Origin of the sequence: Pseudomonas sp. SHLD1 (genome assembly GCF_028640935.1) — a bacterium.
GTDB lineage: Bacteria > Pseudomonadota > Gammaproteobacteria > Pseudomonadales > Pseudomonadaceae > Chryseomonas > Chryseomonas aestiva.
Genome location: NZ_JAQZAD010000019.1, coordinates 1 through 17798 on the forward strand (window position 1 = coordinate 1; position 17798 = coordinate 17798).

The 17798-nt window shown below is 66.5% G+C and carries 15 protein-coding genes and 1 pseudogene; 7 read left to right on the top strand and 9 right to left on the bottom strand.

The features are described from left to right. The 4 genes and pseudogenes from PVZ77_RS26110 to PVZ77_RS14090 form a co-directional block, all read right to left on the bottom strand. Positions 1-513: methyl-accepting chemotaxis protein (locus PVZ77_RS26110; protein WP_443218128.1), on the bottom strand; the 513-nt coding region annotated here is incomplete at its 3' end. Further along, positions 499-1554 (bottom strand): annotated as a pseudogene (locus PVZ77_RS14080) (methyl-accepting chemotaxis protein); the annotation flags it as partial. The pseudogene PVZ77_RS14080 and the gene PVZ77_RS26110, both read right to left, overlap by 15 nt. 520 nt (positions 1555-2074) lie before the next feature. Then, entirely contained in the window at positions 2075-3721 is a 1647-nt protein-coding gene (locus PVZ77_RS14085) for an acetolactate synthase large subunit (RefSeq protein ID WP_273809042.1), read from the bottom strand. 152 nt (positions 3722-3873) lie between these two features. Next, positions 3874-5022 carry a YbfB/YjiJ family MFS transporter gene (locus PVZ77_RS14090; RefSeq protein ID WP_273809043.1) on the bottom strand — a complete coding sequence of 383 codons (1149 nt, stop codon included), beginning with the start codon at positions 5020-5022 and terminating at the stop codon, positions 3874-3876. 109 nt (positions 5023-5131) lie between these two features. Between PVZ77_RS14090 and ptrR the strand changes: the two genes are divergently transcribed. Next, the gene (ptrR, locus tag PVZ77_RS14095; protein ID WP_273809044.1) at positions 5132-6016 is read left to right on the top strand and encodes a putrescine utilization regulator PtrR; all 885 of its coding nucleotides are present in this window, start codon (positions 5132-5134) and stop codon (positions 6014-6016) included. Positions 6017-6066: 50 nt separating this feature from the next. Beyond that, positions 6067-6987, top strand: coding sequence for a Gfo/Idh/MocA family protein (locus PVZ77_RS14100; protein ID WP_273809045.1), 921 nt, complete (start codon positions 6067-6069; stop codon positions 6985-6987). Between the two features lie 371 nt (positions 6988-7358). Here PVZ77_RS14100 and trmA read toward each other — a convergent pair whose 3' ends face one another. The 3 genes from trmA to PVZ77_RS14115 all read right to left on the bottom strand — a co-directional run bounded on the left by trmA (position 7359) and on the right by PVZ77_RS14115 (position 11318). Continuing rightward, a complete protein-coding gene (trmA, locus tag PVZ77_RS14105) occupies positions 7359-8447 on the bottom strand; it encodes a tRNA (uridine(54)-C5)-methyltransferase TrmA (RefSeq protein ID WP_273809046.1) in 1089 nt (362 codons plus the stop codon). Positions 8448-8508: 61 nt separating this feature from the next. Beyond that, entirely contained in the window at positions 8509-9804 is a 1296-nt protein-coding gene (locus PVZ77_RS14110) for an NCS2 family permease (protein ID WP_027602630.1), read from the bottom strand. 122 nt (positions 9805-9926) lie between these two features. Beyond that, positions 9927-11318, bottom strand: coding sequence for an MFS transporter (locus PVZ77_RS14115; protein ID WP_273809047.1), 1392 nt, complete (start codon positions 11316-11318; stop codon positions 9927-9929). Between the two features lie 172 nt (positions 11319-11490). Between PVZ77_RS14115 and PVZ77_RS14120 the strand changes: the two genes are divergently transcribed. The 4 genes from PVZ77_RS14120 to PVZ77_RS14135 all read left to right on the top strand — a co-directional run bounded on the left by PVZ77_RS14120 (position 11491) and on the right by PVZ77_RS14135 (position 14238). Next, positions 11491-11742 carry a hypothetical protein gene (locus PVZ77_RS14120; protein ID WP_273809048.1) on the top strand — a complete coding sequence of 84 codons (252 nt, stop codon included), beginning with the start codon at positions 11491-11493 and terminating at the stop codon, positions 11740-11742. Positions 11743-11827: 85 nt separating this feature from the next. Further along, positions 11828-12232 (top strand): RcnB family protein, encoded by a 405-nt coding sequence (locus PVZ77_RS14125; protein WP_273809049.1) that lies wholly within the window; start codon positions 11828-11830, stop codon positions 12230-12232. An 88-nt stretch (positions 12233-12320) separates the two neighbouring features. Beyond that, the gene (locus PVZ77_RS14130; protein ID WP_273809050.1) at positions 12321-12623 is read left to right on the top strand and encodes a putative quinol monooxygenase; all 303 of its coding nucleotides are present in this window, start codon (positions 12321-12323) and stop codon (positions 12621-12623) included. 61 nt (positions 12624-12684) lie between these two features. After that, positions 12685-14238 carry an alkaline phosphatase D family protein gene (locus tag PVZ77_RS14135; RefSeq protein WP_273809051.1) on the top strand — a complete coding sequence of 518 codons (1554 nt, stop codon included), beginning with the start codon at positions 12685-12687 and terminating at the stop codon, positions 14236-14238. Positions 14239-14244: 6 nt separating this feature from the next. On the opposite strand, the gene PVZ77_RS14140 is transcribed toward PVZ77_RS14135, so the two are convergent. Then, entirely contained in the window at positions 14245-15597 is a 1353-nt protein-coding gene (locus PVZ77_RS14140; protein WP_273809052.1) for a GntP family permease, read from the bottom strand. Positions 15598-15800: 203 nt separating this feature from the next. Continuing rightward, entirely contained in the window at positions 15801-16334 is a 534-nt protein-coding gene (locus tag PVZ77_RS14145; RefSeq protein ID WP_273809053.1) for a gluconokinase, read from the bottom strand. A 185-nt stretch (positions 16335-16519) separates the two neighbouring features. Between PVZ77_RS14145 and PVZ77_RS14150 the strand changes: the two genes are divergently transcribed. Further along, the gene (locus tag PVZ77_RS14150) at positions 16520-17536 is read left to right on the top strand and encodes a LacI family DNA-binding transcriptional regulator (RefSeq protein ID WP_273809054.1); all 1017 of its coding nucleotides are present in this window, start codon (positions 16520-16522) and stop codon (positions 17534-17536) included. Positions 17537-17798 lie beyond the last annotated feature (262 nt).

The following is a 17798-nucleotide window of genomic DNA, read 5'->3' on the forward strand; positions in this document are numbered from 1 at the left end:
GGAGCGGGTGCGCTGGGCCAGGCCGCGGACCTCGTCGGCGACCACGGCGAAGCCGCGTCCCGCCTCGCCGGCGCGGGCGGCTTCGATGGCGGCATTGAGCGCCAGCAGGTTGGTCTGCTCGGAAACCGCCTTGATCACGTCGAGCACGCCGCCGATGCTGTCGGCATGGCCGCGCAGGGTGGTCATGGCCGCCTTGGTCGATTCCATTTCCCGGGCCAGCACCTCGATCTGGTCGACCGCCTTGCTCACCGATTGCTCGCCCTGCAGGGCCTGGCGACTGGCTTCCAGCGCGGACTTGGCCGCGTTCCCGGCGTTGCGCGCCACCTCGTGGGTGGCGGCGGTCATCTCCTGCATGGCGGTGGCGATCTGGTCGGTCTCGACCTTTTGCGATTGCACGCCAGCGCTGGTCTGTTCGGTGACCGCCGACAGCTGCTCGGCGGCACTGGCCACCTGGACCACACCGTCGCGTACCTCGCCGATCAGGCGTCGCAGGTTGCCGGTCATGCCTTGCATGCTGGTCTGCAGGGCGCCCAGTTCATCCTTGCGGGTGACCTGTTGCTGATGGGTGAAATCACCGTTGGCGACCTGCTCGGCCAAGGCCACGGTGTCCTGCAAGGGCTTGACGATGGAACGGGTGATCAGCCAGGCACAGGCCAGGCCCAGGACGATGGCGACGGCCAGCCAGATCAACAGCAGCTGACGGGCACCGGCCACGTCGGCCGTGCGGAATTCCTGCTGGATGCCGGTGAGCTTGTCGGCGATGCCGAGCAGGGTGGTGATGGTCGTGGTGATACCGCCCTGCGCCTGATCCACCTGCGCCTGCGCGGCCACCAGTTGGTCGAGGCGCTGCTGGTAGCCGGAGATTTCACCGACGAGCTTTTGCACGGTCTCGGTCGGCAATGCCGTGGCGCCGAGTGCCTTGGCCTGGGTGAGGGCGGCATTGACGGAGGTGCGCGCCGTCTGCTCGTTGTCCTTGCCGGGTGCGGTGGCGTAGCCACGGAAATCGACTCTCATCCGCTGCACACCGATGAAGAGCGCCGCCAGCTGCTGGCGATCGGCAGGACGACCGGTCTCGCCGTTCGCCTCTTCGGCCAGTGTCAGCAACTGGGCATTGGCTGCCTCTGCCGCGCTGCTGGCGATCTTGCGGATGGATTCCCGCTCGCGGGTGGCGGTGATCGTCTGGTTGTAGAAGTCGCGATAGCGTTTGAGCGCGGCCCCGGCCTCGTCGAGCAAGGCCTTGTTCGCCGGCGAGTTGAAGTGCGGAACGATGGCGTGCAACTGGCCTTCGGTCTTGTCCAGGGCGGCGAGCCACTTGGCCGCCTGGGCGTCATCGGCCTTGGTGAAATACACCAGCCGCTCGATGCGCATGTCGCGGGCCAGGGTGCTGTAGCCGGCGATATCGTTCATGCGCTCGCTGCGATCGCGCAGGGTATCGGTGGCCGACCAGCCGGTGTAGGCCACCAGCAGGATCATGCCGATGAGCAGGGCGAAGCCAAGGCCCAGCTTGGCCCTGACGCTTATATTGCTTAGTGGATTCCAGCCAACTTGCTGCATGTGGACTACCTGGATAGCGGAGCGTTGGAAGGTGCGGGCCTGGAGACCTCGCGCCTCGTGCTTCGCGGTTACGGCAGCCTCTCGATTCGTCAGCCGGCCGGCGGGACCGGTCGGTGCGAAGGGGCGCTTGGCAGCTTGTGCGGGTAACCACGGATTGGCCCCAAGGAATCGTCGGGCCGTTGGCTCTCGATCCGTCACCGCGTCCAGGGAAGGGCAGGGGACGGCGAGGGCTCAAGGGCGGATGCATCCATGACCGCGATTCTTAAGGCCTGGTTAATAGAACTCGAATCGCCGCAATATTCGAATCTGGTCGATAGGCTGCGTGATTACCTGGATATTCGGCATTTTCTCAAGTGATCCCATGTCGTATCTGTTTGTTTTTATAAGGGTTTCCTGTCTATTAGTTTGACGATACTAGTGATGGATCGAGTGCTGGAGAGGGCTGCGGCTTTCTTCGGCCGCAATGAAAGACGCCCCGGCCTGGAGGCCGGGGCGTCAACGGGATCGCCGGGCTGGCCGATCAGACCGCCGCGCTGCGTTCCTTGATGTCCTGATGCAGGATGCGGTCGTTCTCGGAGTAGTCCACCGGGCAGTCGATGACGTGGACGCCGGGGGTGTCCAGGCAGTGCCGCACCAGCGGGGCGAAGGCGGCCGCGCTTTCCACGCGATGGCCGTGGGCGCCGTAGCTTTCGGCGTAGCGGACGAAGTCCGGGTTGCCGTAGTCCAGGCCGAAGTCCTCGAAGCCCATCTGCGCCTGCTTCCAGCGGATCATGCCGTAGCCGTCGTCGCGCAGGATGATGACCACGAGGCTCATCTTCAGGCGCACCGCGGTTTCCAGCTCCTGGCTGTTCATCATGAAGCCGCCGTCGCCGCACACCGCCACGATGGGGGTGTTGGGATGGACCAGGCGCGCGGCCATGGCCGACGGCAGGCCGGCGCCCATGGTGGCCAGGGCGTTGTCCAGCAGCACCGTGTTGGGCATGTAAGCCTTGTAGTTGCGGGCGAACCAGATCTTGTAGATGCCGTTGTCCAGGGCGACGATGCCGTCGGACGGCAGCACGTTGCGCAGATCGGCCACCAGGCGCTGCGGATAGACCGGGAAGCGGTCATCGGTGGCGCCTTCGGCGACATGGGCCTCGTTGGCTTCGCGGATGTGCAGCAGGCGGTCGAAGTCCCAGGTGGGCTGGACCTCGATGCGCTCCTTGATCTCCCAGATGGCGTTGGCGATGTCGCCGACCACCTCGACCTGGGGGAAGTACACCGGGTCGACTTCGGCGGAGCGGAAGTTGATGTGGATGACCTCGGTGCCGCCACGAGTCATGAAGAACGGGGGCTTCTCGATCACGTCGTGGCCGATGTTGACGATGAGGTCGGCGGACTCCAGGGCGCGGTGCACGAAGTCACCGGCGGAGAGGGCGGCGTTGCCCAGGAAGCGCGGATGGCGCTCGTCGACCACGCCCTTGCCGAGCTGGGTGGTAACGAAGGGGATGCCGGTCTTCTCGATCAGCTGCCGCAGCACCCGCGCGGTCATCTTGCGGTTGGTGCCGGCGCCCAGCACCAGCACCGGGCTGCGGGCGTTCTCCAGCTTGGAGACGGCGGCGGCGATGGCCTTGGCCTCGGCGACCGGACGACGACTCAGGCTCGGCGATACCGGCAGGCTCTCGGTGTGCTCGTCGGCGATGTCTTCCGGCAGTTCCAGGTGCACGGAACCGGGCTTTTCTTCCTCGGCGAGGCGGAAGGCCTCGCGGATGCGCGACGGGATGTTGTCGGCGGAGGCGAACTGGTGGGTGTACTTGGTGAGCGGCGCCATCATGCGGCACACGTCGAGAATCTGGAAACGCCCCTGCTTGGATTTCTTGATCGGCTTCTGGCCGGTCAGCATCAGCATCGGCATGCCGCCCAGGTAGGCGTAGGCGCCGGCGGTGACCAGGTTGGTGGCGCCTGGACCGAGGGTGGAAAGGCAGACACCGGTCTTGCCGGTGAAGCGGCCGTAGGTGGCGGCCATGAAGCCGGCGGACTGCTCGTGGCGAGTCAGGATCAGCTTGATCTGCGAGGAGCGCCGCAGGGATTCCAGCAGGTCCAGGTTCTCTTCGCCGGGAATGCCGAAGATGTATTCGACACCCTCGTTTTCCAAGCAGCGAACGACCAGATCGGAGGCCTTCATCATGAGTGTTGTGTTCCTTGTAGGGTGGGTGGCGAGCGCCTGAGGCGCCTCCTCTATGAGGCGCAGCGGCCACTGTACTCAGGAACGGCGAAACATTTCAAAACAAGGAACCACCCAGTTTTACTTCTGTGACGAAAGGCCGCAGCGGAAACGATTCAGGCAACGCAGCGCTGCAGCGAGGCCTTGGCGCGGCGCAGGTGCAGACCAGCGAACAGCAGGCCCAGCGCGGCGATCACCAGGGCCGGTTGCAGGTCGCCGGCAAAATGACTGCTGGCTGCGCCGAGCAGCGGACCGACGAGTTGGCCGCTGGCGAAGCTGGCGGTCAGCACCCCGGCATTACGTTGCGGTGTGGCCGGTGCCAGCTCGCGACCGTACTGCATCACCAGCTGCATGCAGGCGAGGAAGGGACCGCCACAGAGCAGCACGCCGAGGAACAGCGCCAGGCTGCCCGGCAGGAGGCAGAGCAGCACACCCGCGGCCTGCAGCCAGAGGGTGGCGATCAGCCAGCGGCGGGTATCGGTGCCCGGGCGTCTCAGGCTGACCAGCACCACGCCCAGCGCTGCCGCGAGGCCATAGCCGGGCCAGAAGAGGTCGGCCTGCCACTGGCCGTGGAAGCGGCTGGCGGCCATCTGCGAGAGGAAGGTCGCCGGCAGGATATAGCCGACACCCACCAGGCCATAGGCCAGGATCAACCGGTTGAAGGCCGGGGAGCGCTTGGCCGGCGCCGCGGTGGTGACAGGCAGCGGGGTGGCGGGACCACGCCGCGGCAGCAGGGGCAGCAGGGCCAGGGTGGCGACACTGGCGAGCAGGCCGTAGCTCAGCCATAGCTGGTTGGAATCGCCACCCAGGCGATTGCTGACCAGAGCCATCAGACCACTGATGAGAATGCCTACTCCGGGCCCGGTAAAGACCAGGGCGCCGAGCCGTGGCCGTCCGGCTTCGGCAGCCAGGGGCTGGCTCAGGCCGGTCACCATCACCAGTACCCAGGCGCTGGCCAGGCCGGTGCCGAAGCGCAGTAGCGCCTGGGCGGCCAGGCCATCGGCCAGCAGGGAGGCCAGGGTCAGGCCGGCGCAGAGCCAGAGTCCCCCGACCAGGCGCGCATGGGTCCGACGGGCGAAGAGGGCGTCCAGGGCGCCGAGCAGATAGCCCAGGTAGTTGGCCGCGGCCAGCAGGCTGGCGCCGGTGAGGTCGATCTGACCCTCGGCGATCAAATGGGGCAGGGCGGGGGTAAGGGCGAAGCGGCCGATGCCCATGGCGGTGGCCAGGGCCAGCAGGCAGGCCAGCAGGCGGGTAGTGGCGGTCATCGCAGGACTCCAGTAGCGAGCAGATGAGTACAGCCTAGGCCTTGAAGTTGATCAATAAAAACGAATAATAGAGAAATAGATGTTCATCTAAACAGAAAGGTGGTGATCCATGGAGTTCGCCGAGCTACGCATCTTCCAGGCGGTGGCCGAGGAAGGTTCCCTGGTGAAGGCCGCCGAGCGGCTCAATCGGGTGCCGTCCAATCTCTCCACGCGCCTGCGCCAGCTGGAGGACAAGCTGGGGGTGGAGCTGTTCCTGCGCGAACGCCAGCGGTTGCACCTGACCGCCGCCGGCCACCGAATGCTGGACTACGCCCATCGCCTGTTCGCCCTGGCCGACGAGGCGCGCAGCGCGGTGCAGGGCGGCGAGCCAGCCGGCACCTTCGTCCTGGGTTCCATGTTCAGCACCGCGGCCATCCACCTGCCGGGGCTGCTGGCGCGCTATCACCAGCGCTATCCCAAGGTGAATCTGCAGGTGCACAGCGGCCCCAGCGGCGAACTGGTGGAAGGCTTGCTGGCCGGTCGCCTGGACGCCGCCCTGGTGGACGGCCCGGCGCCCGACACGGCGCTGGAAGGCCAGCCCTGGTTCGAAGAGCGGCTGGTGCTGATCACCGGGCTGGAACTCGGTCCGGTGCGTTCGCCGGCCGACGTGGCGGGGCGCCCGGTGTTCGGCTTTCGTGCCGGCTGCTCCTACAGACGCTACCTGGACACCTGGTACGCCGCAGCGGGGGTGCCCAGCGGACCGGTGATGGAGATCGAGTCCTACCACAGCATGCTGGCCTGCGTGATCACCGGCGGGGTGGCGCTGATGCCGGAATCCATGCTCGACAGCCTGCCCGGCCGCGAGCGGGTGCAGCGTCATCCGATCCAGGCGCGCTTCGCCCAGGCCACCACCTGGCTGATGTGGCGCAAGGGCCGCGAGGGGGCCAATCTGCGCAGCTGGCTGGAGTTGCGCGAGAGCCTGCAGACCGACCGCGAAGCTGTTGCTTTGGTGTGATGATTGCTCGATCCTAGGCGGCGGACTCCTACCGTCTACCGAGGACGATCATGATAAGAATAGCCATCGTCGGTTTGGGCAAGATCGCCCGTGACCAGCACCTGCCGGCGCTCGCCGCCAATCCCGAATACGAGCTGGTCGCCGTGGCCAGCCGTAACGCCCAGCTCGACGGCGTCGCCCACTATCCCAGCCTGAGTGCCCTGCTCGAAGACGGCCCGGCGATCGACGCCGTGTCGCTCTGCGCCCCTGCGGCGGTACGTTACGAACAGGCCCGCGAGGCCCTGGCGGCGGGCAAGCACGTGATGCTGGAAAAACCCCCGGGGGCGACCCTGAGTGAAGTGGAAGCCCTAACGCGTCAGGCCGAGGCGGCTGGTCTTTCGCTGTTCGCCACCTGGCATTCCCGCTATGCCCAGGGCGTGCAGCCAGCCCGCGAATGGCTGGAAGGCAAGCGTATCCAGGCGGTGCGGATCGAGTGGAAGGAAGACGTGCGCGTCTGGCATCCGGGTCAGGCCTGGATCTGGGAGCCGGGCGGCATGGGCGTCTTCGATCCGGGCATCAATGCCCTGTCCATCGTCACCGCCATCCTGCCACGGCCGTTCTTTCTCAAGGAGGCGACCCTGCAGGTGCCAGGCAACTGCCAGACCCCGGTGGCCGCGCAACTGGCCTTCGTCGACAGCGCCGGGGTGCCCATCGCCGCCGACTTCGACTTCCTGCAGACCGGGCCCCAGACCTGGGACATCCATGTCGACACCGATGCGGGTCGCCTGACCCTGAGCAAGGGCGGCAGCGAGCTCTATCTGGACGGCCAGCTAAGCCACCAGGGCCCCGACCGGGAGTACGCCGGGCTCTATGCCCGCTTCGCCGAGCTGGTCGCCCAGAACCGCTCCGAGGTGGACGTGGCCCCACTGCGCCATGTGGCGGACGCCTTCCTCTATGGCCGTCGCGAGACGGTGGCGGACTTCCACGAGTAGGGCGACCCTCACCCCAGCCCTCTCCCCGGCGCAGAGGGCGTCATGGCGGGCTCTTGTAGGTTGGGCTGAGCATGGCGAAGCCCAACGCAGCCCGGGCCTGTTGGGCTTCGACGATGGAGCTGTCTCAACCCAACCTACGGCTTGGTCTCTCTCTCCCAAGGGAGAAGGGGCGTCATGGTGTGCTCTTGTAGGTTGGGCTGAGCATGGCGAAGCCCAACGCAGCCCGGGCCTGTTGGGCTTCGACGATGGAGCCGTCGCAGCCCAATCTACGGGTCAGAGGTCCCCTCACTCCAACCCTATGCCCGAGGGAGAGCGTGCGGTTGGACCAGGTGTAGGGTGGAAAACGGCGCGGCCTTTTCCATGCGGGCGCCTCAACGCCGCTCCAGCAACACTCCGCTCTCCATATGGTGCGTCCAGGGGAATTGGTCGAACAGGGCGCAGCGGGTGATACGGTGGGTGTCCAGCAACTGGGCGATGTTCTCGGCCAGGGTTTCCGGATTGCAGGAAATATAGAGGATGCGCTCGAAGCGACGGGTCAGCTCGCAGGTGTCGGGGTCCATGCCGGCGCGCGGCGGGTCGACGAAGACGGTGCCGAACTGGTAGCTCTTGAGATCCACGCCGGCCAGGCGGCGGAAGGGACGGACCTCGTTGAGCGCCTGGGTCAGCTCTTCGGCGGAGAGACGCACCAGGGTGACGTTGTCCACGCCATTGCTGGCCAGATTGTGCAGGGCGGCGTTGACCGAGGTCTTGCTCACCTCGGTGGCCAGTACCTTACGGACTCGGCTGGCCAGCGGCAGGGTGAAGTTGCCGTTGCCGCAATAGAGCTCGAGAAGATCGTCTTCGCGCTCGCCCAGGGCGCTGTGGGCCCAGCTCAGCATCTTCTGATTAACGGTGCCATTGGGCTGGGTGAAGCCGCCCTCGGGTTGCAGATAACGGTAGGTCGTCCCGGCCACGTCCAGTTCTTCGAGCACGTGGTCACGCCCGATCACCAGGCGCTGGCCGCGGGAGCGACCGATCAGACTGACGCCCAGGTCGGCGGCCAGGCGCTCGGCGGCGGCTTGCCAGGCGGCGTCCAGCGGACGGTGGTAGGCCAGGGTGATCAGGGCGTCGCCACTCAGGGTGGTGAGGAATTCCACCTGGAACAGCTTGAACGACAGCGCCACGTCCGCCTGCCAGCCGGCCTTGAGGCGCGGCATCAGGTCGTTGATGCGCTGGCTGGCGATGGGGAAGGCTTCGATGAGGATCGGCGTGTGCTTGTCGCCCGGGGCGAACATGGCGTAGTGGCGTTCCTCGTTCTCCCGCCACAAGCGGAATTCGGCGCGCAGCCGGTAGTGCTGCAGCGGCGAGGCGAAGACCTCCGGCTCGGGCGCCTGGAAAGGCGCCAGCAGTTGGCGCAGGCGGTCGGCCTTGGCGTCGAGTTGAGCCTGGTAGTCGGCGGGAACGAAGGAAGGTTGGGACATGGTAGATCCGGAGCAGGGTGAGGCGGGGGAGACCTCGGGGCCGGAGCCCCGAGGGGAGGGGTCAGGCGTTGAACCAGCCCAGCTTGATGACGAACAGGATCGACAGCACGATCAGCGCCGAATTCAGCTCGCGGGTACGGCCGGACAGCAGCTTGATGACCGTCCAGGTGATAAAGCCGAAGGCGATGCCGTTGGCGATGGAATAGGTCAGCGGCATGGCCAGGGCGGTGACCAGCACCGGGGCGGCGGTGGTCAGGTCGTCCCACTCGATCTCGGCCAGGCCCGAGGTCATCAGCACGGCGATGAAGAACAGCGCCGGGGCGGTGGCGAAGGCTGGCACGCTACCGGCCAGAGGGGCGAAGAACAGCGCCAGCAGGAACAGCACCGCGACCACCACGGCGGTGAGGCCGGTACGCCCCCCCGCGGAAACGCCCGCGGCGGATTCGATGTAGCTGGTGGTGGTGGAGGTGCCCAGCAGCGAGCCGAACATGGCGGCGGAGCTGTCGGCGATCAGGGCGCGGCCCATCTTCGGCAGATGGCCGTCCTTGCCCATCAGGCCGGCGCGCTTGGCCACGCCGATCAGGGTGCCGGAATTGTCGAACAGGTCGACGAACAGGAAGGCGAAGATGACGCTGATCAGGCCGACGTCCAGGGCCCCCCGGATGTCCAGCTGCAGGAAGGTCGGTGCCAGCGACGGCGGCATGGAGACCAGGCCGCCGAAGGCGCTGACGCCCAGGGCGATGGCGATCACGGTGACCACCAGGATGCCGATCAGCACCGCGCCGGTGACCTTGCGCGCCTCGAGCACGACGATCAGGAAGAAGCCGAGGATGGCCAGCAGCGGACCCGGTTTGGACAGGTCGCCCAGGCCCACCAGGGTCGCCGGATTACCCACCACGATGCCGGCGGTCTGCAGGGCGATCAGCGCCAGGAACAGGCCGATGCCGGCGGCGATGCCCGAGCGCAGCGGGAGCGGGATGCTGTTGATGATCCATTCGCGGATGCGAAAGATCGACAGCAGGAAAAACATCAGCGCCGAGAGGAACACCGCGCCCAGGGCCACCTGCCAGGTATGACCCAGGTGCAGGACCACGGTGTAGGTGAAGAAGGCGTTGAGGCCCATGCCCGGGGCGAGGGCGATGGGGTAGTTGGCGATGAGTCCCATGAGCGCCGAGCCGATGGCGGCGGCCAGGCAGGTGGCGACGAAGATCGCGCCCTTGTCCATGCCGGTGGCGCCGAGGATGCTCGGGTTGACGAACAGGATGTAGGCCATGGCCAGGAAGGTGGTGACCCCGGCCAGCAGTTCGGTGCGGACAGAGGTGTTGTGGGCCTTGAGTTGGAAGAGTCTTTCCAGCATGGGATGCCTCGTGCGCGCCGGTCTGATCGGAAAAAGGCGCGCATCATAACAGGTCGGTAAACACGGGTAAGACGCTAAGCCCTAACCCCCAATCGACATCGCCTGGAGCCCTGTCCGCCTGGTCAACTTCCAGAGGTATGGCCGCTGACCGAATCGCCTGCGTTGCGGGCTAGGCGGAAGGCATCCAGGGTGCTCAGGATGCCGAGCACGGCCACTATGCAAAAGGCTAGCCGAAAGTCCGCCAGTTGCGGGTCGAGGTGGCCGTGCCACTCCATCGAGGCGCGTAGCAGCAGGGCGGCGATGGCCACGCCCAGGCCCATGGCCAGCTGGAAATTGGTGCTGAACAGGGTGGAGGCATGGCTCAGCCGCGACTTGGGGATGTCGGCGAAGGCCAGGGCATTGCTGGCGGTGAACTGCAGCGAGCGGAACACCCCGCTGAAGAACAGCAGGAGCAGGATCGCCGGCAGGGGCCAGTCCGGGGTGAGCAGGCCACAGGCCAGCAGGCTGAACGCGCTGAGCAGGCCGTTGACGGTCAGGATGGTGCGCAATCCGAAGCGGCGCATGGTGGCGGTGGTGAAGGGCTTGGCCGCCAGGTTGCCGGCGAACAGCGCCAGGAGCAGCAGGCCGGCCTGGAAGGCGTCCAGGCCAAAGGCCAGCTGGAACAGCAGGGGCAGCAGAAAGGGCGCCGTGGCAATGGTGACGCGGAACAGGCCGCCACCGAGGATGGCCGCGCGGTAGGTGGGGATGCGCAGTGTGCCAAAATCGATCAGCGGGCGTTCGATCCGGGTCATGTGACGCACCGCCTTGGTGCCGAGGATCAGCCCTATGCCCATCCAGGCCAGGTTGGCGCCCAGACTGCCATGGTTCTGGCCGAGGCGCTCCACGCCCCACATGAAGGCCACGCAGGCGCCGCCCAGCAACAGGAAGCCGCGCCAGTCCAGCGGATGGCGCTGGGTCGGCAGGTCGGCGGGCACCAGGCGCCAGGCCAGCAGCAGGGCGATCAATCCCAGCGGCAGGTTGAGGTAGAAGATCCAGCGCCAGTCGGCATAGGTGGTGATCAGACCTCCCAGGGGCGGGCCGAGCACGGGGGCCACCAGGCCCGGCCAGGTGATGAGGGCGATGGCGCGCACCAGTTCATGCTTCTCGGTGACCTGCAGTACCACCAGACGCCCCACGGGCACCATCAGGGCGCCGCCGAGCCCCTGGAGAATGCGCGCGGCGATGAAGTGTTCGAGGGACAGGGCCATACCGCAGAGCAGCGAGGCCAGGGTGAAGACGCCGATGGCCAGGGTAAAGACCGGGCGGGGACCGAAGCGCTCGGCGATCCAGCCACTCACCGGGATGCCCACGGCGATCGCCAGCAGATAGGCGCTGATGCCCAGGTTGAGGTCCACCGGATCGTGGCCGAAGGACAGGGCCATCTGCGGCAGCGCCGTGGCGATCACCGTGGCGTCCAGGTTTTCCATGAAAAAGGTGAAGCTCACCAGGCCGGCGAGAAGCTTCCAGCGTTCCAAGGGGCTGCACCTCAGGGCAAGGGGGTGGGCTACTCTGCCTGAGGTGCCGCAAGGCGCGCCAGCCCTGGCTTGGCGATAAAAAGTCAAAGCATTCACCACCCTGTTCGGACGGGCTGCTAAAGTCGAGAAGAAACAGGTTCGATAATTGTCATCGCCACGAGGAAGCCGTTGCATGAAGGACGTGACTGACAGCCACATCGTGGCCATGGCGGAAGCCCGGCGCCTGCTCGAACGTGGCAGCCAGGCCAAGCGCCAGCACCAGCGCTATTTCCTCAACTTCCTCACCCTGCGCCAGGAAGCCTCGCGACTCAGTCAGCAGGCCTATCGGCTGAGTTGCTCGCTGGACGCCTTTTCCACCGAGCGCTCGCGCCAGTTGCCGCGGGTGCTGACCCTGGTGAAGGCCGAGCAGGACGAACGGTTGTAAGGCCAGCGGCGCGACCGTAGGTATTCGTGGAGCTTTTTCTGCGGCCCCGGGGTCAAAACCTCGAACGCAGAGGAGAAACACCCCCATGATCAAGCAATCACTGCTCTCCCTGGCGCTGGGCGCCGTCGTCCTGACCGGAGCCCTGCACGTCCAGGCCGCGCCCGAATCCATGACCCCGACCAAGCCGGCCGCCGACAAGGCCGCTTCGGAGCCCACCAGCTCGCAGTACCAGAACAAGGTCAACAAGAAGGACGCCAATCAGAGCGATGAGGCGGTCACCCACGACCCTGATCATCCTACCTTTGAACTCGAAGAGGGTGGCCGGGCGCCGCGCAAGTACATCCGTGACGAGTACGTGATCAAGGATTTCAAGAAGCACGGTCTGGAGCAACCGGGCGAAGACAGCCAGTGGGTCAAGATCGGTTCCGACTATGTGCTGATCAAGCGCAGCAATGCGGTGATCGACAAGATCGTCAAAGCCAAGCAGTGATCCACCATGACCGGGGCCGACTCTCGACCCCGGTGGTATTCGGGGTGTCCAGGCGCCAGGCCGAAGCACCCCTTCCGGAGTTTTTTGCATGACCAGTGAAATCCGTGTCGTCGCCATCCTGCAGGCCAAGCCCGACCAGGCCGAGGCTGTCGAAGACGCCCTGCGCGCCATCGTCGCGCCGTCCCGTGCCGAAGCCGCCTGTCACTTCTATACCCCGCACCGCGATCCGAGCCATGCAGGCCGCTATGTCTTCGTCGAGCGCTGGGCCAGCCGCGAAGCCCTGGCCGAGCACGAGCAAACCCCTCACTTCAAGCGGCTGCTGAGCGATCTCGACGGCCTGCTCGTCGACGCGCCGCAGGTCATGATCCTCGAGGAATTGCCGCTGGCCTGAGCCGCCGACATGCGGTTGTCACCTGCCTGAGCCACCCTGGCCTCTTTTCCCGGAGGCCTGGATGAGTACCTCTCGACGTCAAGCGCTGGGCCTGCTCGGCCTGGGTCTGAGCGCACCCTGGTTCGCCGGTTGCAGCGCTCGCACGCCGCAGCCGGATCCCTTCACCCTGGGCGTCGCCAGTGGTGAGCCTGCCACCGACGGCTTCGTCATCTGGACCCGCCTGGCACCGGATCCCCTGGCCGAAGACGGCCTGGGCGGTCTGCACGGTCCGGTCGAGGCTCGGTGGGAAGTGGCCCTGGATCCAGGGCTGCGCCACGTGGTGCAGCGCGGAGTGATCCAGGCGCAGCCACAGTCTGCTTTCTGCCTGCCCATCACGCTGACCGGTCTGCTACCGGGACGGCCCTACTGGTACCGTTTCACCGCGCTGGGCCACCAGAGTCGTATCGGCCGCGCCACCACGCTACCGCCGTCAGCCAGCGCTCCGCAGCGCCTGAAGCTGGTGGCCGCTTCCTGCTCCCATTACGAGAAGGGCTTCTTCAGTGCCTATCGGCACATGGCCGACGAACAGGCGGATCTGGCGCTGTTCCTCGGCGACTATATCTACGAGGCCAACGTGCCCCTGCTGCTGCCGACGGTGCGCCGGCATGGCCTGCCGGAAGCCCGGGACCTGGCCAGTTACCGCCGGCGCCATGCGCTGTACCGCACCGATCCCGATCCGCAGTACCTGCACGCCAATGTCACCAGTCTCATGACCTGGGACGACCACGAGGTGCAGAACGACTATTCCGGTCCCTGGGCGGCGGACCCCGGGGTCAGTCTGGCCGCCTTCGCCGCGCGGCGGCAGGCCGCCTACCAGGCCTTTCGCGAACATGCGCCGCTGCGCGGGTGGAGGACCCAGGGCACGGCGCTGCGCCTCTATGACCGTTGGCGCTTCGGTGACCTGGCGGAGATCCATCTGCTCGACGGTCGGCAATACCGCAGCGAACCGGCCTGCGTGACGGCCAGGACCCGCGGTGGCCAGCTGGTCGCACCGGATTGCCCGGGCCTGCGCGACGCGGCGCGCAGCATGCTCGGGCAGGCGCAGGAGCGCTGGTTGCTGGATGGCTTTCGCCACAATGCCACCCGCTGGAATCTGATCGCCCAGGATCTCCTGCTGGCACCGCTGCGGCAGCGCCTGCCGAAAGGCGATCCGGCGCGCTGGACCGATGGCTGGGACGGCTATCCGGCCACCCGCGAGCGCCTGCTCGCGGCCCTGGCCGACAGTCGCCTGGCCAATCCGGTGACCCTGGGCGGGGACATTCATTCCTTCTGGGTGACGGACCTGCACCGCGAGCCGGAGGACGAGCGGAGTCCGGTGGTGGCGAGCGAGTTCGTCGGCACCTCCATCACCTCTGACGGACCGGACTACCGCCGTTTCCGGGCGCTGTTGCCGGAGAATCCCCAGGTGCGCTTCTTCGACAGCCGGGAGCGCGGCTATCTGGCCCTGGAGTTGACGCGGGAGCGGTTGCAGGTGGACCTGCGCACCATCAGTGATCGAACTCGCCCGGATGCCAGGCGCGGCACCCGGGCGAGCTTCGTGGTGGAGGCGGGACGGCCCGGGGCCGTCCCGGTGTAGCGGAGGTTAGACGAACAGCGACAGCAGCATGATGAAGGCCAGGGCCACCACCGAGAGGATGGTTTCCATCATCGACCAGGTCTTGAAGGTCTCGGCCACGGTCATGTTGAAGTACTGCTTCACCAGCCAGAAGCCGGCGTCGTTGACGTGGGAGAGGATCACCGAACCGGCACCGGCGGCCAGTACCAGCAATTCCTTGTTCACCCCGGGGATCAGCGCCACCACGGGGGCGACGATGCCGGCGCCGGTGATGGTCGCCACGGTGGCGGAACCGGTCGCCACGCGGATCACCGCCGCCACCAGCCAGGTCAGCAGGATCGGCGAGATCTGCGTCTGCACCGCCAGGTTGCCGATCACCTCACCCACGCCGCTGGCCACCAGCATCTGCTTGAAGCCACCGCCGGCGCCGACGATCAGGACGATGGCCGCCACTGGCGCCAGGCTCTGGTCGAGCAGCTTGACGATCTTCTCGCGAGAGAAGCCGCAGGCGGTGCCGAAGCTGTAGAAGCTCAGCAGCAGGGCGGCGAGCAGGGCGGTGATGGGGTGGCCGATGAAGTCCATCCAGATGCGGAAGTGGTTGTCGGCGGCGAAGAAGATGTCGGCAAAGGCCTTGAGCAGCATCAGGATCACCGGCAGCAGCACGGTGAAGACGGTGATGCCGAAGCCCGGCAGGTTGCGGTTGTCGGTCTCTTGGGCGATCTGGGCGACCAGTTCGGGGTTGGCCGAACCGGGGATGCGCTTGGAGATCCAGGCACCGAAGATGGGACCGGCGATCATGGCGGTGGGCAGGCCGACCAGCAGGCCATAGAAGATGGTCTTGCCGATGTCGGCACCGAACACCCCGACCGCCAGCAGCGGACCCGGGTGCGGCGGCACCAGGCCATGCACGGCGGACAGGCCGGCCAGCAGCGGGATGCCCAGCTTGACCAGCGACAGCCCGGTGCGGCGGGCGACGATGAACACCAGGGGTGCCAGCAGCACGAAGCCGATCTCGAAGAACAGCGGGATACCCACCAGGAAGGCGGCGAACATCATCGCCCAGTGCACGCGCTTGATGCCGAAGGCGCGGATCAGCGTCTGGGCGATCTGGTCGGCGCCGCCGGAATCGGCCATCAGCTTGCCGAGCATGGTGCCCAGGCCGAGCAGGATGCCGACGAAGCCGAGCACGCCGCCGAAACCATCCTGGAAGGACTTCATGACCTTTTCCACCGGCATGCCGGAGGTCAGGCCGAGAAAGCCCGAGGCGATGGTCAGGGCGATGAAGGGATGGACCTTGAACTTGGTGATCAGCAGCACCAGGCCGATGATGGTGACCAGGGCGTCGAGCAGAAGGAAACTGTTGTGGTCCATGCCGAACATGGCGCCTCTCCTATTGTTGTTGTGGGCGTTGTAAGAGCCTATTCAAAGTCTGCTGCGCGTCGGCCAAACTGCGTTGAAAAGGCCTTCGGAATGCTCATTTACCACTCGTAAACTCCGCTTCCTCAGGCATTTTCGCCTTGTTTGGCTCTAGCTCGCGAGACTTTGAACAGACTCCAAGGGTTGGAATGGGTAGCGCTGTCTCGTCAGGCCGGCTGGGCCAGGCGCGCCGCGGTGTTCCACCAGGCCGACACCTGGGTGCCGATGGCGGGCAGGGTGTCGCCTGCGTCCACTACCAGCGTAGCCGGTTCACCGTAGGGTGCTTCGAGGGCGGCGAACTGGCTGTCGATCAGACTCGCGGGCATGAAGTGGCCCGGACGATTGGCGACGCGCTGGGCGGCGGCCTCGCGGGTCAGTTCGAGAAAGACGAAGCCGAGACCGGGCACGGCCTGGCGCAGCTGGTCGCGATAGCGGCGCTTGAGCGCGGAACAGGTGAGCACCGGGCGTTCGCCCGCGGCCACTGCAGCGGCCAGTTCTTCACCGAGGCGGGTCAGCCAGCCGGCGCGATCCCCATCATCGAGGGGGATGCCGGCGCTCATCTTGGCGATGTTGGCGGCGGGGTGGAAGGCGTCGCCTTCGATCAGGCGGCCACCGTCCTGCTCGGCAATGGCCGCGCCGACGCTGCTCTTGCCGCAGCCTGAGACGCCCATGACCACCAGCGCGGGTATGGGAGTGTTCATCGTCACCTCCGGTCTGGAGACAGCGCTACCCCGAAAAGCGAAAAGGCAGCGGCTTCCAGTTCTTGTCGATCTTGTTGGGCCGAATGCCGACGCGGTCCAGAAGGCCACGCCAGGCTTGTAGTGTCTGCTGAGACAGCGCTACCTTAGGCGCGTTCTCCGTCTCTGACAAGCCTGAAACCATAACAATGAATCGAACGGGTTCTCGTAGTTCCGGTCGGCCCACCCTTACCGAGGTGGCGCTGGAAGCCGGTGTTTCCCCCATCACGGCCTCGCGTGCCCTGCGCGGTGTCGCCAGCGTGGCGCCCGAGCTGGTCACCCGCGTGCAGGAAGCTGCCGCGCGTCTTGGCTATGTCACCAATCCGGCCGCCCGTGCCCTGGCCTCGGCCCAGGGGCATTCGGTGGTGGTGCTGGTCCCCTCGCTGTCCAACCATCTGTTCATCGAGCCGCTGGAAGCCATTCACGAGGTCCTGCGCCCTCGTGGCCTGGAAGTGCTGATCGGCAACTACCACTACGACCCCGTGGAAGAGGAGAAGCTGATCCGCAACTACCTGGCCTATCAGCCCCGGGGACTGCTGCTGACCGGCTTCGACCGTACCGACGCCGCACGCCAGCTGCTGGCTGCCAGCGGGGTGCCGCGGGTGCACATGATGGAGCTGGATCCGGCGGGGGCGGTGCCCAGCGTCGGCTTTTCCCAGCACGCCGCCGGCGCCGCCGCGGCGCGGCATCTGCTGGCGGCCGGGCGCAAGTGCCTGGGTTATGTCGCTGCCCAGCTCGACCCGCGTGCGCTGGCCCGGGGCGAGGGCTTTCGCGAGGTGCTGCGCGCGGCGGGCTGCTATGACCCGAGTCTGGATGTGCTGGATCCGCAGCCGTCGTCCGTGGGGCTGGGCGCCCGGCAGTTCCGCGAGCTGCTGGCCCGCCGGCCGGATGTCGACGGCCTGTTCTTCTGCAACGACGACCTGGCCCAGGGCGCGCTGTTCGAAGCGCAGCGGCTGGGCATCGCCATCCCCGAACGGATCTCGGTGCTGGGCTTTAACGACCTGCCCGGCTCGGCGCATACCGTGCCCCGGCTGACCTCCATCCAGACCCCCCGCGCCGCGGTAGGGCGCCAGGCCGCAACCCTGTTGCTGGGACTGCTCGACGGCCGCAGCCAACCGACCTGCGTGGACCTCGGATTCGAGTTGGTGAGTCGGGAGAGTGTGTAGGGCTAGTCGCTCGCGTCGGATCATCGCGGCCATGGGCCGCTCCTACAGGTACCGATCTCTCCTGTAGGAGCGGCCCATGGCCGCGATAGGACAGTTACTCGCATTAGGTGTCGATGTCTCCATTGGGAGCAGCTTTCTTATCGCCTGAGCCATCGAAAACGAGCATCCGCTCCAAGCGCCCGCTCCCCCTCCTGGGAAGGGCGGGTGCGAGGCAAGTCCTCGTGGCGGGCTCCCCGTGGAAAAGGCTACGCCGTTTTCCACG

Coding starts and splice junctions, on each gene's coding strand:
- PVZ77_RS14140 (WP_273809052.1), bottom strand. CDS start 15,597: ATGTTCGGCATGGACCACAACAGTTTCCTTCTGCTCGACGCCCTGGTC.
- PVZ77_RS14125 (WP_273809049.1), top strand. CDS start 11,828: ATGATCAAGCAATCACTGCTCTCCCTGGCGCTGGGCGCCGTCGTCCTG.
- PVZ77_RS14130 (WP_273809050.1), top strand. CDS start 12,321: ATGACCAGTGAAATCCGTGTCGTCGCCATCCTGCAGGCCAAGCCCGAC.
- trmA (WP_273809046.1), bottom strand. CDS start 8,447: ATGTCCCAACCTTCCTTCGTTCCCGCCGACTACCAGGCTCAACTCGAC.
- ptrR (WP_273809044.1), top strand. CDS start 5,132: ATGGAGTTCGCCGAGCTACGCATCTTCCAGGCGGTGGCCGAGGAAGGT.
- PVZ77_RS14100 (WP_273809045.1), top strand. CDS start 6,067: ATGATAAGAATAGCCATCGTCGGTTTGGGCAAGATCGCCCGTGACCAG.
- PVZ77_RS14120 (WP_273809048.1), top strand. CDS start 11,491: ATGAAGGACGTGACTGACAGCCACATCGTGGCCATGGCGGAAGCCCGG.
- PVZ77_RS14090 (WP_273809043.1), bottom strand. CDS start 5,022: ATGACCGCCACTACCCGCCTGCTGGCCTGCCTGCTGGCCCTGGCCACC.
- PVZ77_RS14110 (WP_027602630.1), bottom strand. CDS start 9,804: ATGCTGGAAAGACTCTTCCAACTCAAGGCCCACAACACCTCTGTCCGC.
- PVZ77_RS14085 (WP_273809042.1), bottom strand. CDS start 3,721: ATGATGAAGGCCTCCGATCTGGTCGTTCGCTGCTTGGAAAACGAGGGT.
- PVZ77_RS14150 (WP_273809054.1), top strand. CDS start 16,520: ATGAATCGAACGGGTTCTCGTAGTTCCGGTCGGCCCACCCTTACCGAG.
- PVZ77_RS14135 (WP_273809051.1), top strand. CDS start 12,685: ATGAGTACCTCTCGACGTCAAGCGCTGGGCCTGCTCGGCCTGGGTCTG.
- PVZ77_RS14145 (WP_273809053.1), bottom strand. CDS start 16,334: ATGAACACTCCCATACCCGCGCTGGTGGTCATGGGCGTCTCAGGCTGC.